Origin of the sequence: Ancylomarina sp. (assembly GCF_041555295.1) — a bacterium.
GTDB lineage: Bacteria > Bacteroidota > Bacteroidia > Bacteroidales > Marinifilaceae > Ancylomarina.
Window position 1 is genome coordinate 1 of record NZ_JBFFKR010000041.1, and the last position, 20,434, is coordinate 20,434.

Annotated in this window: 15 protein-coding genes and 1 tRNA gene; 7 read left to right on the plus strand and 9 right to left on the minus strand. The window is 35.5% G+C overall.

The genetic code is table 11. The features are described 5' to 3' along the window. Positions 1 to 223: 223 nt before the first annotated feature. Together ABY905_RS05335 and ABY905_RS05340 are read right to left on the minus strand one after the other, a co-directional pair. Positions 224 to 670 (minus strand): hypothetical protein, encoded by a 447-nt coding sequence (locus ABY905_RS05335; protein ID WP_372641308.1) that lies wholly within the window; start codon positions 668 to 670, stop codon positions 224 to 226. Positions 671 to 1,136: 466 nt separating this feature from the next. After that, positions 1,137 to 1,583: a hypothetical protein gene (locus tag ABY905_RS05340; RefSeq protein ID WP_372641310.1), complete on the minus strand. Its 447-nt coding sequence runs from the start codon at positions 1,581 to 1,583 to the stop codon at positions 1,137 to 1,139. Positions 1,584 to 1,821: 238 nt separating this feature from the next. On the opposite strand from ABY905_RS05340, the gene ABY905_RS05345 reads away from it, so the two are divergent. Then, positions 1,822 to 1,893, plus strand: a tRNA-Arg gene (locus tag ABY905_RS05345). Positions 1,894 to 2,047: 154 nt separating this feature from the next. On the opposite strand, the gene ABY905_RS05350 is transcribed toward ABY905_RS05345, so the two are convergent. From ABY905_RS05350 to ABY905_RS05360, 3 genes are read right to left on the minus strand one after another with little or no spacing between them, the layout of a single operon-like run. Beyond that, the gene (locus tag ABY905_RS05350) at positions 2,048 to 4,567 is read right to left on the minus strand and encodes a TonB-dependent receptor domain-containing protein (protein ID WP_372641312.1); all 2,520 of its coding nucleotides are present in this window, start codon (positions 4,565 to 4,567) and stop codon (positions 2,048 to 2,050) included. After that, a complete protein-coding gene (locus tag ABY905_RS05355; RefSeq protein WP_372641314.1) occupies positions 4,554 to 5,471 on the minus strand; it encodes a FecR family protein in 918 nt (305 codons plus the stop codon). The genes ABY905_RS05350 and ABY905_RS05355 overlap by 14 nt, the downstream gene beginning before the upstream one ends. Positions 5,472 to 5,530: 59 nt before the next feature. Next, complete coding sequence (locus tag ABY905_RS05360; RefSeq protein ID WP_372641316.1) at positions 5,531 to 6,052, minus strand: RNA polymerase sigma factor; 522 nt, start codon at positions 6,050 to 6,052, stop codon at positions 5,531 to 5,533. 185 nt (positions 6,053 to 6,237) lie between these two features. Between ABY905_RS05360 and ABY905_RS05365 the strand changes: the two genes are divergently transcribed. The 4 genes from ABY905_RS05365 to ABY905_RS05380 all read left to right on the plus strand — a co-directional run bounded on the left by ABY905_RS05365 (position 6,238) and on the right by ABY905_RS05380 (position 10,450). Continuing rightward, positions 6,238 to 7,086 carry a DUF4382 domain-containing protein gene (locus ABY905_RS05365; RefSeq protein WP_372641318.1) on the plus strand — a complete coding sequence of 283 codons (849 nt, stop codon included), beginning with the start codon at positions 6,238 to 6,240 and terminating at the stop codon, positions 7,084 to 7,086. A 486-nt stretch (positions 7,087 to 7,572) separates the two neighbouring features. Then, positions 7,573 to 7,965 carry an STAS/SEC14 domain-containing protein gene (locus ABY905_RS05370; protein WP_372641320.1) on the plus strand — a complete coding sequence of 131 codons (393 nt, stop codon included), beginning with the start codon at positions 7,573 to 7,575 and terminating at the stop codon, positions 7,963 to 7,965. 416 nt (positions 7,966 to 8,381) lie between these two features. Beyond that, positions 8,382 to 9,242 (plus strand): mechanosensitive ion channel family protein, encoded by an 861-nt coding sequence (locus ABY905_RS05375; protein ID WP_372641322.1) that lies wholly within the window; start codon positions 8,382 to 8,384, stop codon positions 9,240 to 9,242. 194 nt (positions 9,243 to 9,436) lie between these two features. Then, positions 9,437 to 10,450, plus strand: coding sequence for a hypothetical protein (locus ABY905_RS05380; RefSeq protein WP_372641324.1), 1,014 nt, complete (start codon positions 9,437 to 9,439; stop codon positions 10,448 to 10,450). A 231-nt stretch (positions 10,451 to 10,681) separates the two neighbouring features. On the opposite strand, the gene ABY905_RS05385 is transcribed toward ABY905_RS05380, so the two are convergent. The 3 genes from ABY905_RS05385 to ABY905_RS05395 all read right to left on the minus strand — a co-directional run bounded on the left by ABY905_RS05385 (position 10,682) and on the right by ABY905_RS05395 (position 14,822). After that, positions 10,682 to 12,352: a hypothetical protein gene (locus ABY905_RS05385; protein ID WP_372641326.1), complete on the minus strand. Its 1,671-nt coding sequence runs from the start codon at positions 12,350 to 12,352 to the stop codon at positions 10,682 to 10,684. Positions 12,353 to 12,859: 507 nt separating this feature from the next. After that, positions 12,860 to 13,780 (minus strand): hypothetical protein, encoded by a 921-nt coding sequence (locus tag ABY905_RS05390; RefSeq protein ID WP_372641328.1) that lies wholly within the window; start codon positions 13,778 to 13,780, stop codon positions 12,860 to 12,862. Between the two features lie 268 nt (positions 13,781 to 14,048). After that, entirely contained in the window at positions 14,049 to 14,822 is a 774-nt protein-coding gene (locus ABY905_RS05395) for a class I SAM-dependent methyltransferase (protein ID WP_372641330.1), read from the minus strand. 190 nt (positions 14,823 to 15,012) lie between these two features. Here ABY905_RS05395 and ABY905_RS05400 point away from each other — a divergent pair, with 190 nt between their 5' ends. Further along, positions 15,013 to 15,246 carry a hypothetical protein gene (locus tag ABY905_RS05400; protein WP_372641332.1) on the plus strand — a complete coding sequence of 78 codons (234 nt, stop codon included), beginning with the start codon at positions 15,013 to 15,015 and terminating at the stop codon, positions 15,244 to 15,246. Positions 15,247 to 15,630: 384 nt separating this feature from the next. On the opposite strand, the gene ABY905_RS05405 is transcribed toward ABY905_RS05400, so the two are convergent. Beyond that, on the minus strand, positions 15,631 to 18,771 hold the full coding sequence (locus tag ABY905_RS05405) for a DUF3427 domain-containing protein (RefSeq protein ID WP_372641334.1): 3,141 nt from the start codon (positions 18,769 to 18,771) through the stop codon (positions 15,631 to 15,633). An 854-nt stretch (positions 18,772 to 19,625) separates the two neighbouring features. Here ABY905_RS05405 and ABY905_RS05410 point away from each other — a divergent pair. Further along, entirely contained in the window at positions 19,626 to 20,381 is a 756-nt protein-coding gene (locus ABY905_RS05410; protein WP_372641337.1) for a DUF6261 family protein, read from the plus strand. Positions 20,382 to 20,434: the final 53 nt, after the last annotated feature.

The window sequence follows — 20,434 nt, forward strand, 5'->3', positions numbered from 1 at the left end:
GGCAGAAAAAATGAATATGAACAGCATTGAACTGACGCATCATCTTTGGGAAAAATATAACCCTTCACAGATTTGGTATGTTATCTTCTCGATTGGTTTAATCGCTGTTGTGGCTTTATTCCTTTACGATCGTTTTCTGATTAAGAACAATGCTTCCAAATAGCTTGGCCTAAAATTACAAAACAGAAAAAGAGCTTTGATCCATCGATCAAAGCTCTTTTTTTTAGTTGAATAAATACATTGTCCTCTTTTGAGAATCAGGACGACCGATGACGTTTTTCAAGTAATCTTTCTTTTCGTCAAGCACCCCATTTTTTTGAATATAAGCCCTGCTTAAAGGCATGCAAGTCCCCCATGAGTAGCTGGGGCTGCAATCTTCATTGTCTACTACGCGAATCAAGGTGTGGTATTCACTGATGATAAGACAATGTTTAAAGCTTTTAGCTTCGATTAAGGCTAGTTTTATATTTTCACGGTTAATCTTAATGATTTCTGCAGCATTGTTATGAGCCATTTGGCTAATGCTAATGATCGGTTGCTCTTCGTTAAATGCTTTATCATCGAAATTGATAAGATCAGACAGGAATTGTTTGAGCACTGTTATTTTGGTATTTTGAGCTTGGCTCGATAGGGAACAAGCCATAGTCAGTATGATTATGAATTTCTTCATCTCTGGGAGAATTATATTGTGTTTAAACCTTAAAGTGAAAAGTTATGAATCGTAATAGTCTGAATTATTAAGGATTATAACGGGTAAATAGTTGAGGCAAAAAAAACTTATCAATTCTTGGTTAAACTAGACTATGAAAAAAACAAATAAAGAAACCAAGAAGTAGAGAAGCCGTGAGCAAATTTAGATTATTACGAGGATTAAATCTAATTGATTATGAAATCTTCTTCATGAATTTGATTTATTAACCAGGCGAAAGTTATCTCTATACAATTTTATACCTAAGCGTCGTAAGCGCTTTATGATTAAGCAATGTACTAATAGTTTACTGGGAGTAGAAAGCAATTCAATTTAAAGACTGCTCATGAGCTCTGGATGTTCGAGGAAAAAGGAAGAATAAAGAAACTTAAATTTTAAAAATAAAGGGTATAAAAATTCCTCGATTGATGAATCGAGGCGTCCTATATTAGTTGAATAAATACATAGTCCGTACTTGGGAATCTGGTCTTCCAATTAAATTCTTCAAATAATCCTTTTTTTCATGGAGAACACCAGCCTTCTGGATATAAGCCTTGCTCAGCGGCATGGCCGTATGCCAAGCCCCACTCGGACTACTATCCTTAAAGTTGACCACTCTGATCAGAGTATGACCGTCGACAATAATTAAGCAGTGCTTATAATTCGTGGCCTCAATTAATGCTTTGCTAATACTTTCGCGATTAATCTCAAAAGTTTTGCTTGCTTTAGTCTGTGCAATTTCATTAATACTAATAATAGGTTGCTGCTGATTAAGCTTGCTATCATCAAAAGTAAAAATGTCAGAAATAAATTGTTTTAGTACTGTTGTTTTTGTGTTTTGTGCTTGGATCGATAGGCTGCAAGCAACAAATAGTATGATAATGAGTTTCTTCATCTTGTTGAGGATTAGCAGGTTGTTTGTAGTTTGAGTTTTGGATTTTGTTTCTCTATATTTTGGACGTTTCATTAATCTATATCAAATTTACAAAATATGGTTAATATAATACAATTTCATTATGAATATTAACTATAATCCTACTTATTCCTCCAGATGCATTCAGTCATCTTATCTTCTTCTCTCTGCTGTTTTTGTTTTGTTAATTAACTAGATTTAGATACTTTTGTCGGGCAATGGCCCCATAGTTCAAGGGATAGAACAAGTGTTTCCTAAACACTAGATACAGGTTCGAGTCCTGTTGGGGCTACATATGATCCTCGTGAGTATATACTTACGAGGATTTACTGTTTTTAGATTGCAACATATCTTCAAGCTCATGTCATTTTAAAACTAAATGTATTGGTCAGTACTAATTAAATCAACACCCTGAAATAAATCCTGATAATCAATGGCTTGATGATTTAAAATTTTAATCTCAGGCTCATGTTGGGTGTAAATTCCAAAGCATTTTGAGTTACTTGTTCTATTTCCTTATTATCATTCTGTCTATAGAAAATATTGATAACATTTTTTCGGTTTATAATATTCCAAACCGAAACACCCAATTCCCCTTTTACATTCTTAAAATTGAACTTGTATTTGGCAGAAATATCCAATCTGATATAATCTTCGAGACGTGAATGATTGGCTACTTCGTATACAATTTCATCATTCTCATTGAGGGTTTCCAGAGCAGGCTTTGTATAAGGTTTGCCAGTCCTGTAATTGAACCCACCCGACACCTCAATGCGTTTTGTGTGATAACTTCCTCCCAAGGATATAGCATGTTTTATATCAAGCTTATTGGGGAAGGTAGAGGGGGTAAACTCTTGAAAATAGTAATCGTTTTGGGCAAGGGCATAATTAATCCAAATATTTGATTGTTTGAAACGTTTATTAATCAACAGTTCAATCCCTTGAGTATTATACTTGCCAATGCTATATAAATCTTGATATTGGTTTTGAAAACCCTGACTTGGAGTTATTATTCCACTTACTTTTTTCTTATAAACTTCGAGAGAGACAAGCAAGCTTTTGCGATTGTACTGCATCCCTATTGAAAATTGTTGACTTTTTAACAAAGGAATGCTTTGATTATTTGACAATACCCATCTTCGTTTTTCAATTCCAAGAAAATCTGTCTGATAATCAATTAGCTGTGTTGTGTGTTGACTTTTCTTTTCGGCAAGGGCCTCAAGTGAGATATGTTCACTCAACTTGAAGTTTAATGCAGCTCGCGGTTCAAATGAAAACTCATTGAACTTAGAAAAATAGTTGGTTCGCAGCCCGGCACGTATATATAGTTTTCGAAACAGTTCTTTCGATTCAACTTCAGTATATAACGAGTGTATCCTTAATACATCTTTTGCATCTCTTTTGTAACCTGGTTTACGAATATTGTCTTGATTTCGAATTCCGACTTCCTTAAACTGATACCCACTTGATAAGGTAATTGCTTGGTTTATTTTATTTTTTGTATTCAGCTTTATCCCCCAATCGATCACCTCATTTCTTTGGAGGTGATGTTCGTTATCTGCTAATGAAACGTTAGTGCCATCCAAATAATAGTTGGAAACAAATGCTGACAGTTGTGTTGTGTGGTTTTCAGTCCAGGAACGAGTGTAATTAAAGTTAGATAATAGGCTCGATTGAGTGAGATGACTTTTCTTACTGTGCAAAGTATCCCGGATCAGGGCACTTTCTTCATATTCAATTTTGTTGTTTACATTTAAAATGCTGAACCGTATTTTATCATTTTCAGAAATATCATATAAAAGCTTACAACTCAGATCATAAAATGAGAAATCGTGGTAATTGTCAACTGTTGTATTATTTTTCTGTTGATTCAGCAATACCTCATTATTTTCAAAGACCCTTTTGTAATAACTTTTATACGTGGGGCTTTCCACAAGCTTGTTTATCGAATGCCTGGCCCCTAATATTAAGGATAGTTTTTTAGTTAAAGGAGTTTTAATAATTATATCGGCACTCAGCATATTCAATCCGGTGCTGACCTTGAAATCGTGTGCCAGGTAATCTTGCTGTTGCATATCAATTACCCCTGAAACACCTTCATCAAAGGCTGCGCTTGTTCCATTTTTTACAATTTTTGTTTTATGAATCAAATGGGAGTTAAAAGCCGAGACTAAGCCAAAAAAATGACCTGTTTGATACATTTTCACCCCATCCCATAAAACTAAATTTTGGTCATTCGTTCCGCCCCTGATATTGATATCTGAAACGGTCTCGTTTATGCTTTGTATGCCGGGCAAAATTTGTGCAGCTTGTAAAACATCAGGTTCTGATAGTCCTGGTAACACCTGAAGATTTTGAGTATTCATTTGAATCGAACCATCTGGTAATTTATCAATGCCTTTAGCAATATAATTTACCACTACTTCTTTAAGATCTTGTACATCAGGTGTAAGTTCATATATTGATGAGTCCTTACTCCAAACGTGTTTTTTTAGGTGTAAAGATTTATAGCCTATATACCTTACAATTAGGATAGAATCTCTTTCCTGATTTACTTTTATTGAGAACCATCCGTTTTCATTGCTTAATACATACTTGCTTTCTGAGTAGATAAGGGCACCAACTAAATGTTCTTTTGTAGATTGATCAACGATATGGCCTGAAACCCATGTGTCGTGTATATTTCTTCGAATCGCAATATAGCGTGAGTTCAATTTTTTAAAACTCAAGTTGGTCTGTCTTTCCAGTTCACTAAGGTACTCGTCGAGGCTTAAATCCTTGTTTGGGGCTATAACAAATTCTCCTTTTATATTCTCATCAGCAAATGTAAATACAATATCAAATTGCTTCTCAAGAACTGGAAGTAAATCAACAAGAGGTTTGGATTCTGTATTCTGAGCAAAAGATATATCACTAAGAATGGTAAGAAAAAACCATATAACAATCAGGAATCTATTTGTCTTCAAAAGTTATTACAATTTTGTTTCCGTTAATCGTGTAATTTAAATTAACAGGAATAGTTATAGATTCTAAAGCAATTTCAAGATTCACATGAGAAAAACCACCCGTAAACAATTGATTTAAGTCAATATTTTTGGTTTCTACCCTTACTTTATATTGTCTTTCGAGTTCATTAATCACAAATCGAAGTGGCACACTCTTAAAGCTACTCTCTCCATTTAACCAGTCTGGTTCTGATTTACTGGAAATGGTGTAGTTTTCTTCTTCGCCATTAACAAGCCTATACGCGGCATTCGGTTTTAAGACAAGTGAATTCTGTTCTGTAATAACTTTAACCAAACCAGAGTAACAGGTCACCTCGTAGTATTTATCCCAATCTTTCACACCAAATTCAGTACCTAAAACAGTAACTGTACCCTGCTGTGTTTTTACATTGAATTGCGAACCTTTTTTAACTCTGAAGAAAGCTTCTCCATTTAACTCAACATTTCGTTCTTTATTCCAGTTATTTTTTGAAAACTTAATTTGTGAACCCGTATTTAAAGAAACAAAGGACGAATCGGGTAAATAGACTTCTGTTTGTTTAGCAATCCATCCCTGGCTATTTGAAGTTGCATTAAAATGATCATAGAAGAAGTAACTCATCGACAGGGCGATAATGAAAATTGCAGCAATCCTCACTAAAGGACTTATTCTCTCGTATAGAGATATAGATCTTTTATGTTGGATTAAATTTTCAGGTAGTCTGCTGTATTCGTTATCAACATCATATTCCGGGGCTTTAAAATTGTCTACTGCCTTCAGAAGTCTATGTATTTTAGCAAATTCCTCAGTACTTTCAAATTCTCGTCTTTCAGAATCTGGAAGTTCCCCTACTAGCCATTTTTTTATTTTATCTTCGTTCGTCATTTTCTTGCCGTTCTAATTATATAACAGATGAATACAAAAAGTTCCTACCGTAATTCTCTTTAAATTTTAATGAATTCAATTTTTTCCCGTAGAATTTTCAAAGCTGTGTAAATACGTTTTTCAACTGCTTTCCGAGAAATACCAAGCATATCGGCTATTTCCTGATGTTTTTTCCCTTCAATTCGGTTCAGCAAAAATGTCACTCTTTGTTCTTCCGATAATTCTTCGAGTGCTTTTTGCAAGCGGTCGTGATATTCTTTTTCTTCTAATAAAAACTCAGGAGATTCAACAGTGTAATCTTTGGGTTTTTGCAAGCTATAATTCAGTACTGTTTTTTTTCGTGAAATGGAATTAAGCATTTCGTTATTGGCCACCGTGTATAAAAACGACTTTGCCTTTTCAGGGAGAACATTTTTACAGTTTTTCCAGAGCTTTTCAAAAGCCACCTGAACAACATCCTGTGGATTATTATTTGCTCCGTATTTATAGTACAAAAAGTCATGTAAATTTTTTGAATAGGACTTAAATATGCCATTAAAGACTTTTTCTTTACATATATTATTGTTTTTGATTTCGCTCATTATAAGTTGCTTATGATCTGATGTCAGCCGTTCAACTACAATGGTAAGAAAAAAAAACAAAAGTTCAGGTAGGAGTTTTCTATATCTATCTGTTTTATTATTGAAAGTTCAGACGAAAGAAATAGTGCGGATACATGGACTTTTACTAAAGTATTTTAAGAAAATAAATATTAAATCTAATTGTTATGAAAAAAATGAACTTTAAAACTATAATGGTTTTGGCCGTGATGGTTGTAGGTATATTATTTGCAGCTTGTCAGGAGGAATATAATAATGAATCAACATCAGGAAAATTAAAAATTCAATTAACCGACGCTCCCTTTCCTACAGATTTAGTAGCTGAGGCTAATGTGACTATAACTAAGATAGAAGTACGTAAAGTAAGTGAGGGAGAAGAAGAAGGCAACACTTTTATCACTTTAAGTGAAGAAGAAATGTCTTTTAACTTATTAGAGCTTACTAATGGTGTAACTGCTGGTTTAGTCGATTTAGAAATTGAAGCTGGTTCTTATGATCTTGTTAGACTATATGTTTCAGAAGCAAGCGTATTATTATCTGATGGTACAAAACATGCTATGAAGGTTCCTAGTGGAGCGCAGACAGGTATTAAGATATTTATTAAGCCATCTATTGAAATAGCAGGAGGTCTGACATCTGACTTACTTCTTGATTTTGATGTAAGTAAATCATTTGTAGTGCAGGGAAATTCTAATTCACTAGCAGGTATTAAAGGATTTATTTTTAAGCCAGTAATAAAAGCTTCAAACTTGTCTACAGCAGGACGATTAACAGGTACTGTTTTTGATGCAGAGGACTTGGCTATTGATGGCGCACAGGTGTCAATTATGGCTGCCGATACAGTTTATACGACTTCTTTTGCTGATGTGAATGGAGAATATACCATTTTAGGAGTTGATGCTGGTACATACAAAGTTGAATATTCAAAAGAAGGTTATCAAACTACAACTATCGAGGATGTTAATGTTGTTGCAGCGAATGCAACTACTCAGGATGCTCAATTACTTACAAACTAAAGTTCTACTGTAACCTTATTTTAGGCCTGTTTTCAACATTGAAAACAGGCCTCTTCTTGTACACATGTATTAGGTTGAACTAAGATTCAGTATGAAAATTGAGAAAGTAACTAAAACAGTTTAAATCTAAGCCATAGAACAACAAGGCGTATTTTTCTTATCTGATATTTGTTAAACTTCAATTCTGTTATGCTCTGACTATTGGTAAATTGTCAGGGTATGACTATTCAATTATTTTTAGGCTTTTGTCATTTTATGAGTCTTAACTGAAAATTGATGGCTTTACTTTAAGCTTGTGTATTTCAGAATAAGGATGTTTAAGATTATTGTTAATGTATATGCCTTAATTTCGGTTCATATTTTGCCTCTGTGAAAGATATAAAAAGAAATAACATCAATCTGATCTTATTAACTGGTTCAGACATAGAAACAATAATGTAATTGAAATATGACCCTTTATCTAAAATTTATATGATTAGCTTTTCTTTGAGAGATTCTGGAATATTTTATGTTGATTTTTCTGACACTGTTACTGTGGAAGATATAAAGAATTATCTGTTCGAATTTGCGAGACTTGATAATTTGCCAAAAAATATTTACTTACTATATGATTTAACGGAGGTTGATATGAACCTTGAACTTGTTGATATATCTTTTATTTCAAAATTAGCTGAAAAAGTGACTTCTTCATACAAGACAATTAGGACAGCTTTTCTTGTAGACAAACCAAAGATAACCGCTTATTCTATTCTGTTTAATGTAGATACTTCTTCTGAAAAGATATTAAGGAATGCATTTTCTACAGAGGAAGCTGCATTAAAATGGCTTAAACAGCAAGTATCATATAACAATCCAGCTAAGAGGATTTTAGAGCTTTAAAAAACAGGCAAGCTATTATGTGTAAATAACCTGTCCTAATAATGCATGAAAAATCATTGGCGTAAAACTTGAATAAGAATTGTAACGGTTTTGAAAAGTAGAAGTAATATAGTGCCAAAGATTTTATACTAACCAGTTGGCTTCAGTAATCAATGAAAATTTTTAAGTGAGGACAAATAAGGGGCCATTAAAATATTTTCACGTCCATCAGTCGCTGATATACGCTGTTTAATGCATTTTTATTGGGGTTATGTTGGGGCTACAGAGATGAATCCTCCCAAACATCAGTTGGGGAGGATTTTTTTGTTACCAAGCCCTAAGTCCACTATAATATTTAGTCGTTATATGAATCTTAATTGAAAATTGATAGCTTTACTTAAAGCATTTATATAGGTTATTTTTATACAATTAAAACAATGAATAAAGAAACGTTACATTATATCTTATTAGTGGCAATTACATTAGTTGTTGCTATTGTCTTATCAATGATTCTAAGGAAGATTCTAAGTGTATTTATAAGCAGGTATGCTAAGAAGTTGAGAACTGATCCAACTAATTTTTCATTCATTAAAAATTCAGTAGGCTTTATTATTTATACGGCGGCTATCATTTTTATCTTCTTCAAAATACCTTATTTAAAATCTCTTGGAACGGCACTTTTTGCTGGTGCAGGTATTCTGACTGTTGTTATTGGTTTTGCATCACAAAAAGCCTTTTCAAATATAATTAGCGGGGTGTTCATTTTAATTTTTAAACCCTTCAAAATGTCCGATATTATAGAGTTTAAAGATGGACAAAAAGGAGTGGTTGAGGAGATTACTTTAAGGCATACCCTAATCAAAGATTACGAGAATAGAAGAATCATAATTCCGAATAGTATTATTAGTGAGGAAACCATCATTAATAGCAATATTCAGGATGAAAAAATTAGAAAACATATCGAGTTCTCAATTAGTTACGATTCCAATATCGACAAAGCTATGGATATCATACGCGATGAAGCAGAAAAGCATCCTCTATTGGTTGAAAACCGAACTAAAGAGGATTTTGCAAATAATGACCCTCTTGTCATTATTCGTGTTATTGCTCTCTCAGATTATTCTGTAGACTTAAAAGCATATGTTTGGACTGCAGGTAACGATAATGCTTTTATTCTAAAATGTGATCTTTTGAAATCGGTGAAGGAGAGGTTTGACCGAGAAGGTATTGAAATCCCATTCCCTTACAGAACAATTGTTTATAAAAGAGACTTAAAGGATGGTGACAAAAATTCTTAATTAAAAAAAGAGAGAGCCTCCGTTGCTACCAGGCTATTTATATTTTTTATTTTCCAATTCAAATTTGATTCTTATCCATTCCGCCATCTTCAGATGATGGAATGGCAAACATGTTTAAATTCCCACCTCTCCATCGAGACAAATAGCCAATTTATCATAGCTTTGCACCACAATAAAAAAAATAAATAAGAAACATGCAGCAGGTTATCATTGGTATTCATGGTTTGGGTAATAAAGCCCCTAAATTTGTTCTCGAACAATGGTGGAAAGACTCTATGAGTGAGGGAATGATTCAAGCAAAATGCCACAAGAGCCTGCCAGAATTCGAAATGGTTTATTGGGCCGATATCCTCCACGATAAACCTCTGGACAGGTGGTCTGATGATGAAGACAGTCCCTACTATCTGCATGAACCTTTTCAGAGAGCTCCGCAACACGGGGTGATTGAAGAGCACACCATCCGCCAGAAAGTTAACGGTTTTATCAGCGAGAAGCTGAGCGATATTTTTCTTAACGATGATAAAACACTCAATTACGGTTTTATTACCGATAACATTCTGAAAAGGCATTTCCCCGATTTGGAGGCCTATTATAAAAACGACATACAGCACGAGATCGAGATGCCTAACCATATTCGTGATCAGATTAGGGAGAGGCTGGTTCAGGTAATCAACAAATACAAGAATCGTGAGATCATGATACTGGCTCATTCCATGGGCACCATCGTTAGCTACGATGTTTTAAATTTCCTGACGCCCGAAATCCCTATTCACAGTCTGGTTACAATGGGTTCCCCACTGGGATTGCCTATAGTGATAGGCAAAATTGCTGCCGAGCAGAAGATCCGATTAAATGGAAAGCCGGTTTTGTCCAGTCCTCCGTGTATCAGTAGCCATTGGTATAACCTGGCTGACATTACAGATCATGTTGCCGTTCACCACAAGCTGGCCGATGATTTTTTAAGTAACGAAACGGGGATTCATCCCATTGATATTTTGGTAAACAACACCTACGAGATGAATGGGGTGAGAAACCCCCATAAATCCTATGGCTACCTTCAATCGCCCGAATTTATTAGCATTCTTAACGGGTTTATTGCCGAGCCAAAGCCAAGCAGGACACAACGGGTATTGGTAGGCATTAAGTCTATAATTGGGAAGGTGAAAGCCAAACAAGAGGTACTAAAGGAAAAGTTCAATATGAATTGATTGTTTTGCAACGCCAATTAGTACCGTCAGGCTACAAAAAATCCTCCCCAACACCAGTAGGGAGGATTTTGTTTTTTGATCTCAACGATTTTTAAAATCTTTAAGTTTCGAGAAATATTCAATGGCATTCTAATGATCACTATGTGTTCCTCTATGCAAGATTGATATAAGAAGGGTGTCTTATTTGATTTTTTAAGACACCCTTCTAATTTGAACATTCTTAAAGACAAACTAGAAATTTAGTTGGAATGTCATTGTGTTCACTGGTGTATTATTTTGTATTTGATATGGATACAATAAGAAATTTACATTGTAATCTTCAAGTGTTCCCACAAAAAGATAAGCACCACCTTCGAATTGTAATCCCGTTAAATCACTATTATCTATCGTAACTTCCCAAAGGCCGTCATTATCTACATCTGATACCATAATATTTCCAACTGGGGTATCGGTAGTTGAATTTAGATAATCCGAGTTGTAATATATTTTATTGCCAGTATAATCAGGAACAAAGTGATAATAAGCTATAAAACCAATATTACCTGGTCCGCCAGAAGTCACAGCCCAATCTTCTGTCATATAAGATTTAAAGGCAATAACTAAAACACAGTCCTCAAGACAGTATTCTCCTACATAGCCCCACTTTTCTGTATCGAAATAGTCTTTAAACATTATGCCACCATCAGCCCAAACTATCTTGTCTTTACATTCTTCTTCATCTTTGTCATCATCACGATGTCCGTTCTTAGTTCTTGACTCTTCGGTATAAGTTTTACATAGCTGGCCCCCATTTCTACTGTAGCCATCAACAATAGTAAAATCACCACTTGTCATGCCAATATAAATTGGTTGTGAGCAAGAGGTATGAATGGCTGTGTTCAGTGCTCCATCAATACTTAAATAAATTTCAGTGCCTAGTGTGCCTTTCTTATCTGTACCTACAAACGAAAATTCTGCACCAGCTTCAACGGTTTCGTTAAACACAATCACATTATCTTTCTTTTGCTTAACAGTAATTAAAGCATCGGTATCACCATCGTAGGTCATGGTTAAATTTGTGATTTTACCTTCACAATCACCACAACCATTATCATCGGTAGGAGGATCTTTTTCGCATAATTGACCACCATTTCTGCTATAGCCGTCAACAATGGTGAAATCACCTTTCACAAGGCCTATGTATAGAGGCTGAGAACAAGAGGTGTGAATTTTGGCGTTCACCAAACCATCAACTTTTATCGTAATCTCAGTACCAAGTGTGCCTTTCTTATCTGTACCAACAAAAGAAAATTCTTCGCCAGCATCAACAAATTCGTCGAATACCACGACATTATCTTTTTTCTGCTCAACTGTAATTTGAGCACCACTGTCACCATCATATCTCAATGTTAGTTGAGTCGCTTTACCATCACAGGCACAATCTCTATTTTCTTCGCAATTGTTTACTTTGGCACAAGCAAGAACCACATAACAGTCATCACCCTCTTCGATTGGAATCATATATTCGAAGCTTGTCGTTGGAATCTCAAATTTATCTTTGTAAGGAAATTCGCCCGTGTCGGGTTCTCCTCCTTCTTTCAAAGGAATACCTTCTTTCGTTCCAATATAAAGACAGGTTTCTTTAAGGAACCATCCTTCATCAACAAAATAAGTCACATACACATAGTCTCCATCGTTCATAATGCTTACATGCCCAACATCAACATTGTCTTTAGTATACAGTTCCAAAAAGGATTGCTCCATTTCACAAGGATCAGTCTGCCCGGTTTTAACAGAACGTATTTGAGTGATTGCTTCTTCCTCAAAAAGTGGCTCTGTGTCCGTTTTATCACAGGCTACAAATACGAGCAGTAGAATTGCAGTTAGAGCAAAGCGTAGATTAAAATAACTTAGTTTTTTCATGATTGCAATTTGTTTAAAAGTTGATTTACAGTTTCGTCTTTAGATATCGTATTCGATATGAATAATCTACTTCGGTAGATGAGTTTACTCTTACCATAAATTTGCATGGGTAAGAATTGAAAGCGCCGTTCTTATTACTTTGGATTTGGTAGGGCCAGAAATTTCCTCCCAAGCTTTCGCTAAGGAGGAGTTATTCTAAACTATTAAGATCCGATTTAATACTTCCCCAACTATTAAGCCAGACCATTACTATAGTTGTATAAGTCGTTTAATTGTTTCTTTAAAGTAAAAAGTTACTGTTATGTTTTTAGTAAGTCAAGATTTTTTTGATAGACAGCCCCCAATTAGAAATCTACCCGAGCAGATATGTTGATTAAATTTTGAGGACTCATTTTTTCAGAAGAGAATCAGACATAATAAATACTCCCCAACACCAGTTAGGGAGGATTTTTTTTTGATGAGGCATCTGTCAGTGGATGACCTGTCATCGCGATTGAATCATATGATTTAGTTTGGCCAATTTCCCCAAATGCTGCAATGACCAGCCTTATCGGTGTTTTCAATACTGGTTTGTATACCCGAGTAGGCAGAGTTCATAACTGAGCGAGGACTGAAATGTAATTTACCCGTTCCTGCATCTAAAAAGGCTTTACCAAAATGCTCCTGACTTAAGCCATGGCCCGACTCGTGTAGTGCAATGGTTTCAACATCGTAATGATCGTCAATTCTCCAACTGAAGCCATCGTTATAATAGATTTCGCGCCAGGCGACATCCGATTTCTTATTGTTATCGTAATCGCTGTCAGTAAAAACGATAGTGAAGGTTACACCCAAAATATAGGAGCCTCCATCAATATCAATTAAATCGAAGAAACTGGTAGGTAACCAACCACAATGTGTCACATCCCCAAAATAATTGAAGCTACCACCAAAGCCCAGCAATGCTGCTGCGAAGCCTGTTGGTTCGCCAGAGTAAGGAAGTTGATACATGCCTATGTTCGAGCAAGTCACCCCATCCCAGGTTGCCATAGCCCTTTGAATAGCCATATTAGTTTCGCTTAATGGAAGATCAGAACTGGGTCTGTTTTCATCGATATAATACGAGACATCAGTGGTACCATCAAGGGAGAAATCGAGATGCGGAACGAAATGGGCAGCAAGTTTCATATTGCCAACATTCATGAAGAAAACCGTGCGCCCAATTTTGCCAGATTCGCCTGTCGTAAAGTATTCGGCTTTTAAAACGCGGAGGTTTTCAGGTACCCCTTCGCCATTGGTCGATTTAAGATTGGGTTGAGAGTAGTAAGTTGAGAGGTCCATGAATATGGGCTCTGCATCGATAGGAGTTTGCTTGTCGGAGCCGTTGTTCTCGCAAGAAATAGCCGTAATTAAGAATACGGATAGCAATAAGGCAATCTTTGTTTTCATAAGTGTGGTGTGTTTAATTAGAAAATAAGGGCTTATTCACTTACATGATTCGAAAGAATATAGAAGTTACCTTCTTGTCATTAGCAAATCAAGACTATTTTGACAGACAGGCTCTTATTGAGCACTTACCCAAGCACACTTGGTGATGAAACTTTTTTTTGAATGATTAGGGGAGGACAGACACAAATAAAACCTCTCAAACCGTAGTTTGGGAGGTTTTATTTTTAACGCGATGTTTATCGACAGGAATTACTCCTTACGGATGAAATTAAATCTTCTTCCCGATATAGAACGCATAGCCATAGTAGGCCTTATACGTGTTATATAATTGCATCTCACGCCTCTGGTTAGCAATAAAACCTTCAGCAGTTGCATTGCCAGCATGTTTTTTCAGGAAGGCTTCCTGTGCAGCCACCTGAGGCGCATAGAAATGTTCTGTCCAGCATTTTTCGGGCAGAATAAAAGAGGCAATGGGAATGTATCCGGCCTTTTGCAATTGAGCAAGCTTATTGGGAATGGTATCTATTTCAGGATAGGCATCCATCCAGAATTCTTCGATCTCAGCAGGGCGATCTTCGGTAAACCACGATGCTTCTGATACCGCTACATAGCCACCTGTTTTCAAAAATGTTCGCCATTCATTCAGGCCACGTTCAAAGCCGATATTATAGATGGCTCCTTCAGACCAGATGAGGTCCAATTCTTCATTCTGAAAGGTGAGGCTATCCATAGAACCCACAAGGCCTTTTAGTTTATCCTGAAGGTTTAGTTCCCTGGATTTTGAGTTGAACAGCTCAATAAAATGGGGAAACAGGTCGATACCCGTAATAGTGCCCGGAGAATGCTGTGCCAGTACTCTGGTCTGACCGCCCGTACCACAACCAATATCGGCAATGCGCGACTTCTCGCTTAAATTATCGATAAAGCTTAATGCCCTAAGCGTTATTTCAGGACTACCGGGCCCTTGTCGTTCCAGGTTTGAGAAATATTCGCAGATTAAATTAATGTCAAAATCGTGTATCGATGTATGTTCTTTACTCATGATGTTGAAATTTTTGTGCTCGAAATCAGGATATAAGACAATTTAAATGCTTTTTGCCAAGTTTTCAAACTGTGCGTATAAAATAAATTGGCAGACTTGACAGTATAAATCATAGTTTAGATTTAATACTTTAGCGAGAATATTAGCGACGTTTTACAAACGACGTTTAGCTACACAAAACACTAATGAGATGAAGAAATTAAGCTATGTTTTTTATTTGCTCTTATCTATCCTGCTTTTTTCCTGCGGTGGCACAAGCGAATCGGATAACAAAATAGAAAAAGAAAGGTATCAAGCAGAATACGATATACAAACCATAGAGCACGACAGTTGTGAGTACATTATATATAAAGAGGATAAAGGTGTTCAGATGATACACAAACAAAATTGTAAATTTTGCGAACGCAGACAGTCCAATAGCTAACACCTAATAGCGTCGAAAACCAGTAAGCATTTTCACATAAAAAAATCCTCCCAAACTGTGGTTTGGGAGGTGTTTTGTCTTATGCCTCTATCTTTTTTTTGAGTAAGTATGTATCTAAATCAAACTCATTTTCAAATGATAGCTTTGGTTCATTGCCATATTTGAAGAAAGCTTCAAGAGAGTTTTGGCTTTCGAAAAATCTATAATGATTGCCTTCATAGTTGTATATGTAGCAGATCATTTTTTTATTATTGTCAAATAATTCGAGTTTTTCGATAGTCCTAGAAGATCTAAGATATGTTGTTTCTACTTGGGTGATTAAATTCATCTTTTACCGCTAAAATAGAAAACAAATAGGTTTCTGTCCACGGACTATAAGTCACATTACCCAATTGCCATTTTAGCAGATTCTTTCCAGATATATGGAGGCATTGGTTCTTTCAATTCCCATTTTATATTCATTGGTTTTGCACCTTCGTGATCCATAATTTGACCTTCACCCAAAAAGACAAAACCCATGGTGTTTTTATATTGATCCTCATTAGCCTCTCTTACAAATAGTAGAATTTTTTTATCTAATTCGCGATGTTTGATATAGCTTTCACCTTTCCCTTTATCAGGACGAGCAGAATTTTGAGATTGCCAATGGAAAATACGTTCGCTTAATGCGAAATCATTATAAAGGGTTGTTGGGGAATAATCTTTCTCTGATTTGTTGAGTGTTATAAAAAGTAATTCTGTGTTTTTGTCTTTCAAATACTGAACACCTTCTCTCGAACTCGGTTTCTTTTCAAAAGAGTAGAACTCAAAGGCTGATAATATTTGATCACGGATATATCTGCCATGGATTTGTAATGGCATTGGGTAACCTAGGTCGATTTCTTGCTCAATAAAATCAATTCTATCCAAAAGTAATTCTATCAATTCTTTCATTTCATTTACCAGAACTTTATTTCGCCCGATTGTTTTAATACTTTCTGATATATCAGAAAAACCACCGGCATCTTGCCAAACATCGTAATGCAACATCAGGCACATACACTTTTCTGTATCTGAAAGTTGTTCAAAGTTCAGCTGGAATTTGTTCTTTATACAATTTAAGATGAATGTGAAATATGAAGCAGAGCGGCAACTAAGCCATTTTAACTGTATTGCTCTAGATATCTCAAGTTCATTTTTCGATTCAAAATCTTGAATGACACCAGCGTTTGCACAAAGTCTTTTCCAACTTCGTTTCTTATAAATTTGATGGATTGGAATATGGTAGAATTCTGTGAAGTTCTTGATTGTTAATTCTAAGTTGGTGTTGTGTTTGAAATCTCTAATACATTGAATCAATTGATTCCTATTTAGATTTATGGCTCGTTTAATATTGTCTAGAATAAAGTTTTTCGCTTTTTGCTCCAAGATAATTGAACAACCTAATGGTAGGTGAGGGAATTCATTTTCAATTTCACTTTGAGTTGATGTATTCGTTTTCCCAATAAGAGCTCTGAATTTCCCTTCAAAATCATACTCAGGGCGAGAATTGCCAACGAAGTCGAGTACAGTCAAGCAATCTTTATTATCTGATAGTCGTAACCCTCGACCTAATTGTTGTAGGAAAACAGTTAAGCTTTCTGTTGGTCTTAAGAATAATACCGTATCTATTTCTGGTATATCAACGCCTTCGTTAAAGATGTCAACAACAAATAAATAGTTGATCTCTTTATTGAGGAACCGATCTTTTATTTGATCCCTTCCACCGTTATTTATACTAGTTAAATAATCAGCTTTATAATTGGCTAACGTAAACTTTTCAGCCATATATTTTGCATGATCTTGCGTGACACAAAAGCATAAAGCTCTTACTTCATGAGGCTCTGCGATGTGCTTCTCAATATTTCTGAGTATGTGTCTAACTCTATCATCATTCTTTGTGTAGACTTTTGTAAGCTCACTTGGGATGTACTTCCCATTCTGCCACGAGAGTGTAGATAAATCAATATTGTCTGTTACTCCAAAGTATTGGAATGGGCATAATAAGCCCTTGTTTAATGCCTGAGGTAAGCGAATCTCCGCGGCAATTACATTACAAAAATCAGATAGAATGTCCGCACCATCCATTCTTTCAGGCGTCGCTGTAAGACCAAGTAATATTTTTGGTTTAAACTTATCTAATATAGGGCGATAACTAGAGGCTTTAATATGATGAACTTCGTCAACAATTATAAAATCATAGAATGATTCAGATAAGGATAAGGTTTCTAGCCTATTCTTTAATGTTTGAACAGATGCAAAAATGCAATCGTATTTCTCTGGCTCCTGACCATTCCCCCATAGTTCTCCAAAATTTGCATCACGTAATACGCCTTGAAAAGTTGATTGAGCTTGTTCTAATATTTCTTTACGATGAGCTACAAATAGTAATTTAGCTGTAGGATTTTGCTGTTTGAATTTTTTGAAATCAAATGCTGAGATCATTGTTTTGCCAGTTCCTGTGGCTGCAACAACTAAATTCTTAAACCTATTGTGAACTTCTCTTTCAGCGTCAAGTTTCTCAAGAATTTCTTTCTGGAAATTATATGGGTTTATATCAAAGAATGTAGTGTAAGTTTTTCTTCCCGAAAAGCGTTCATTCTTAAGAGCCCTCTTTAGTTTTATCAGATCTCTATTAGAGTCATAAAATTCAAATTCACTATTTTGCCAATAGGTATCGAACGTTTTTCTAAACTTTTCAATGATATGACTAACTTCTTTAGTTGTTAATTTAATATTCCATTCTAAGCCATTCGTTAATGCAGAACGAGAGATATTCGAAGAGCCTATATATCCTGTATGGTAGCCTGTATCTCTTAAGAATAGATAAGCTTTTGCATGCAACCTTTCGTTACTGGTATTGTAAGAAACTTTGATCTCGGTATTAGGTAATGAAGCCAAAAATTCAACAGCTTTTGCATCAGTAGCTCCCATGTATGAGGTGGTAATTACTTTTAATTGTCCTCCGCGGTTCGTGAATTCTGTTAATTCCTTTTCAAATATTCGAATACCTGTCCACTTTATGAATGATACTAGAAAGTGAATTCGATCAGAAGAGAGGATCTCCTTTTTGATTTCGCTTTCCATCGAAATGCCTGCATTGCTGCCAGTAAATAGTTCACTTTGAGTTAAACCACTGTGTGGGGTTATTTCTTTTAAATGTTTTTTAATGTCTGAGAATCTCGCATCTAACTTTGTGAAAACTGCCGATAAAATTCTTCCTTCTGTATCTATTAAATCATCCTCAAAATCTTCATCATTCAGTTGATCCCTAAGTAAGCGTATGATGTTATTACAAATATCTATTTGTCTTTCTATTGAATCATCTCCCGAGACTTGACTTAATGCTTGATGGATGATATTGACAGTGTAATTAGTTAAAATTTTAGATGCTTCGGCCTTATCAATCTTGACTTCATTTATATGATATTGATCTTTTTCTAAATTATCCAATCTACTTTTTAATAGTTGGTTAATTAATGCTTCGTATAGACCATCTTTAATCATATTGTAATATTTAAGTATCCATAATAATAGGATTTTAAAGGTAGTTTATTCTTTGAATACTCTATAAATCTATAGAGAATAAATCCATCCAAATGTGACTTATACGTCAACGGACTATGAGTCACATTTTAAACATATTTTGTTTGTAGGGAGTCTATATTAAGAGTCGATTGTAATTGAGAACTTTGCGTAAGAGGAGGGATTAATCTATTTGTCTGGTACTCGACCTCCAAGTAGTCACAATTTTAGGATTTGTCGTTTTCCCACGGGCAAAAGGTTCTCGCAGCTCGTATTTGTCGTTTTCCCATGGGCAAAAGGTTCTCGCAAGCTGTATTTGATGTTTTCCCACGGGCAAAAGGTTCTCGCAAGCTGTATTTGATGTTTTCCCACGGGCAAAAGGTTCTCGCAGCTGGTATTTGTCGTTTTCCCATGGGAAAAAGGTTCTCGCAAGCTGTATTTGATGTTTTCCCACGGGCAAAAGGTCCTCGCAGCTCGTATTTGTCGTTTTCCCGTGGGCAAAAGGTTCTTGCAGCTCGTATTTGATGTTTTCCCACGGGCAAAAGGTTCTCGCAGCTCGCTTTTGTTGTTTTTCCCATGGGAAAAAACTTTAGCGCCTAATTATATAAGGTGAATTTCAGGTCGATTTTATTTTTCAATATCATTTCATGTCCAAGTTTATGTTGTTTATGTATTTGCTGAAAAATTAATTATCCTAAAATAGTAGTATTTGCAAGTGGTTGACTGCGTGAGGTGTGATTCTTTTTAAATTTTACACAAATTATTTATATTGTTTGGAATATTTTTTATAATTTCAACATGCTGTTAAGTAATAAACAAATCTAAAACAATAAGGTATGACATTGCAGATATTAAGTCACGCTGATACCAATGAGATTGGTAGCATTGCGGATAACACAGTCCAAGAGTTGCAAAAAAGTGACTGGAGTACAGATTTATATTTAAATACAAACTTAAGCAGTCTGAAAACAGAAGCTGGTGTGCTGACTGCGGCGGTGGGTGTTGTTCGTAAGAATGATTTTACACAGCAGCTAATGATTCAGGATGCTATTTTCGATCAGGTTTTCATTGGTTTCAAGCAGTTTGTTACCGCTAACACTTATTCTCTGGATGAGGATAAGGCTAAGAATGCTGAGGTGATTTGGGAAAATCTTGAGGCTCATGACCTTAATTTGTATCGTTTAGGCTATGAGCAGCAAATCTTTTTATGCCAGTCGCTTTTGAACGAATTCGACAAGCCTAAGAATAAAGCCGCTATCGCCAGTTTGGATGGTGTATCGGATCAGGTTGTTCTTCTGAAAACGCATAACGATAGCTTGCGTACTATTTTCCAGGAATCGAAGATAGACGAGGCTGCTAAGGCAGAAGGCATTGCTGCTTCATCGCAAAAACATGTGGTTCGTAATATCTTGAATAATGATATATTACCTTATATGGAGGTCATGAGTAAGGCCAAACCTACAGAATACGCTGCTAGTTATAATGTGATCTCGGAGTATGTAACAAGCATCAACATAAAAGTAAAAGCTCGCAAAACACGAAGCGAAAACCAGATGGAAGAGGAAATCCTTCCAGAGGAAACGAACAACTAGGCTCTTTATATTGATCTGATCAAGGATAGAAGCCAAATCCCCCGATATCTCCC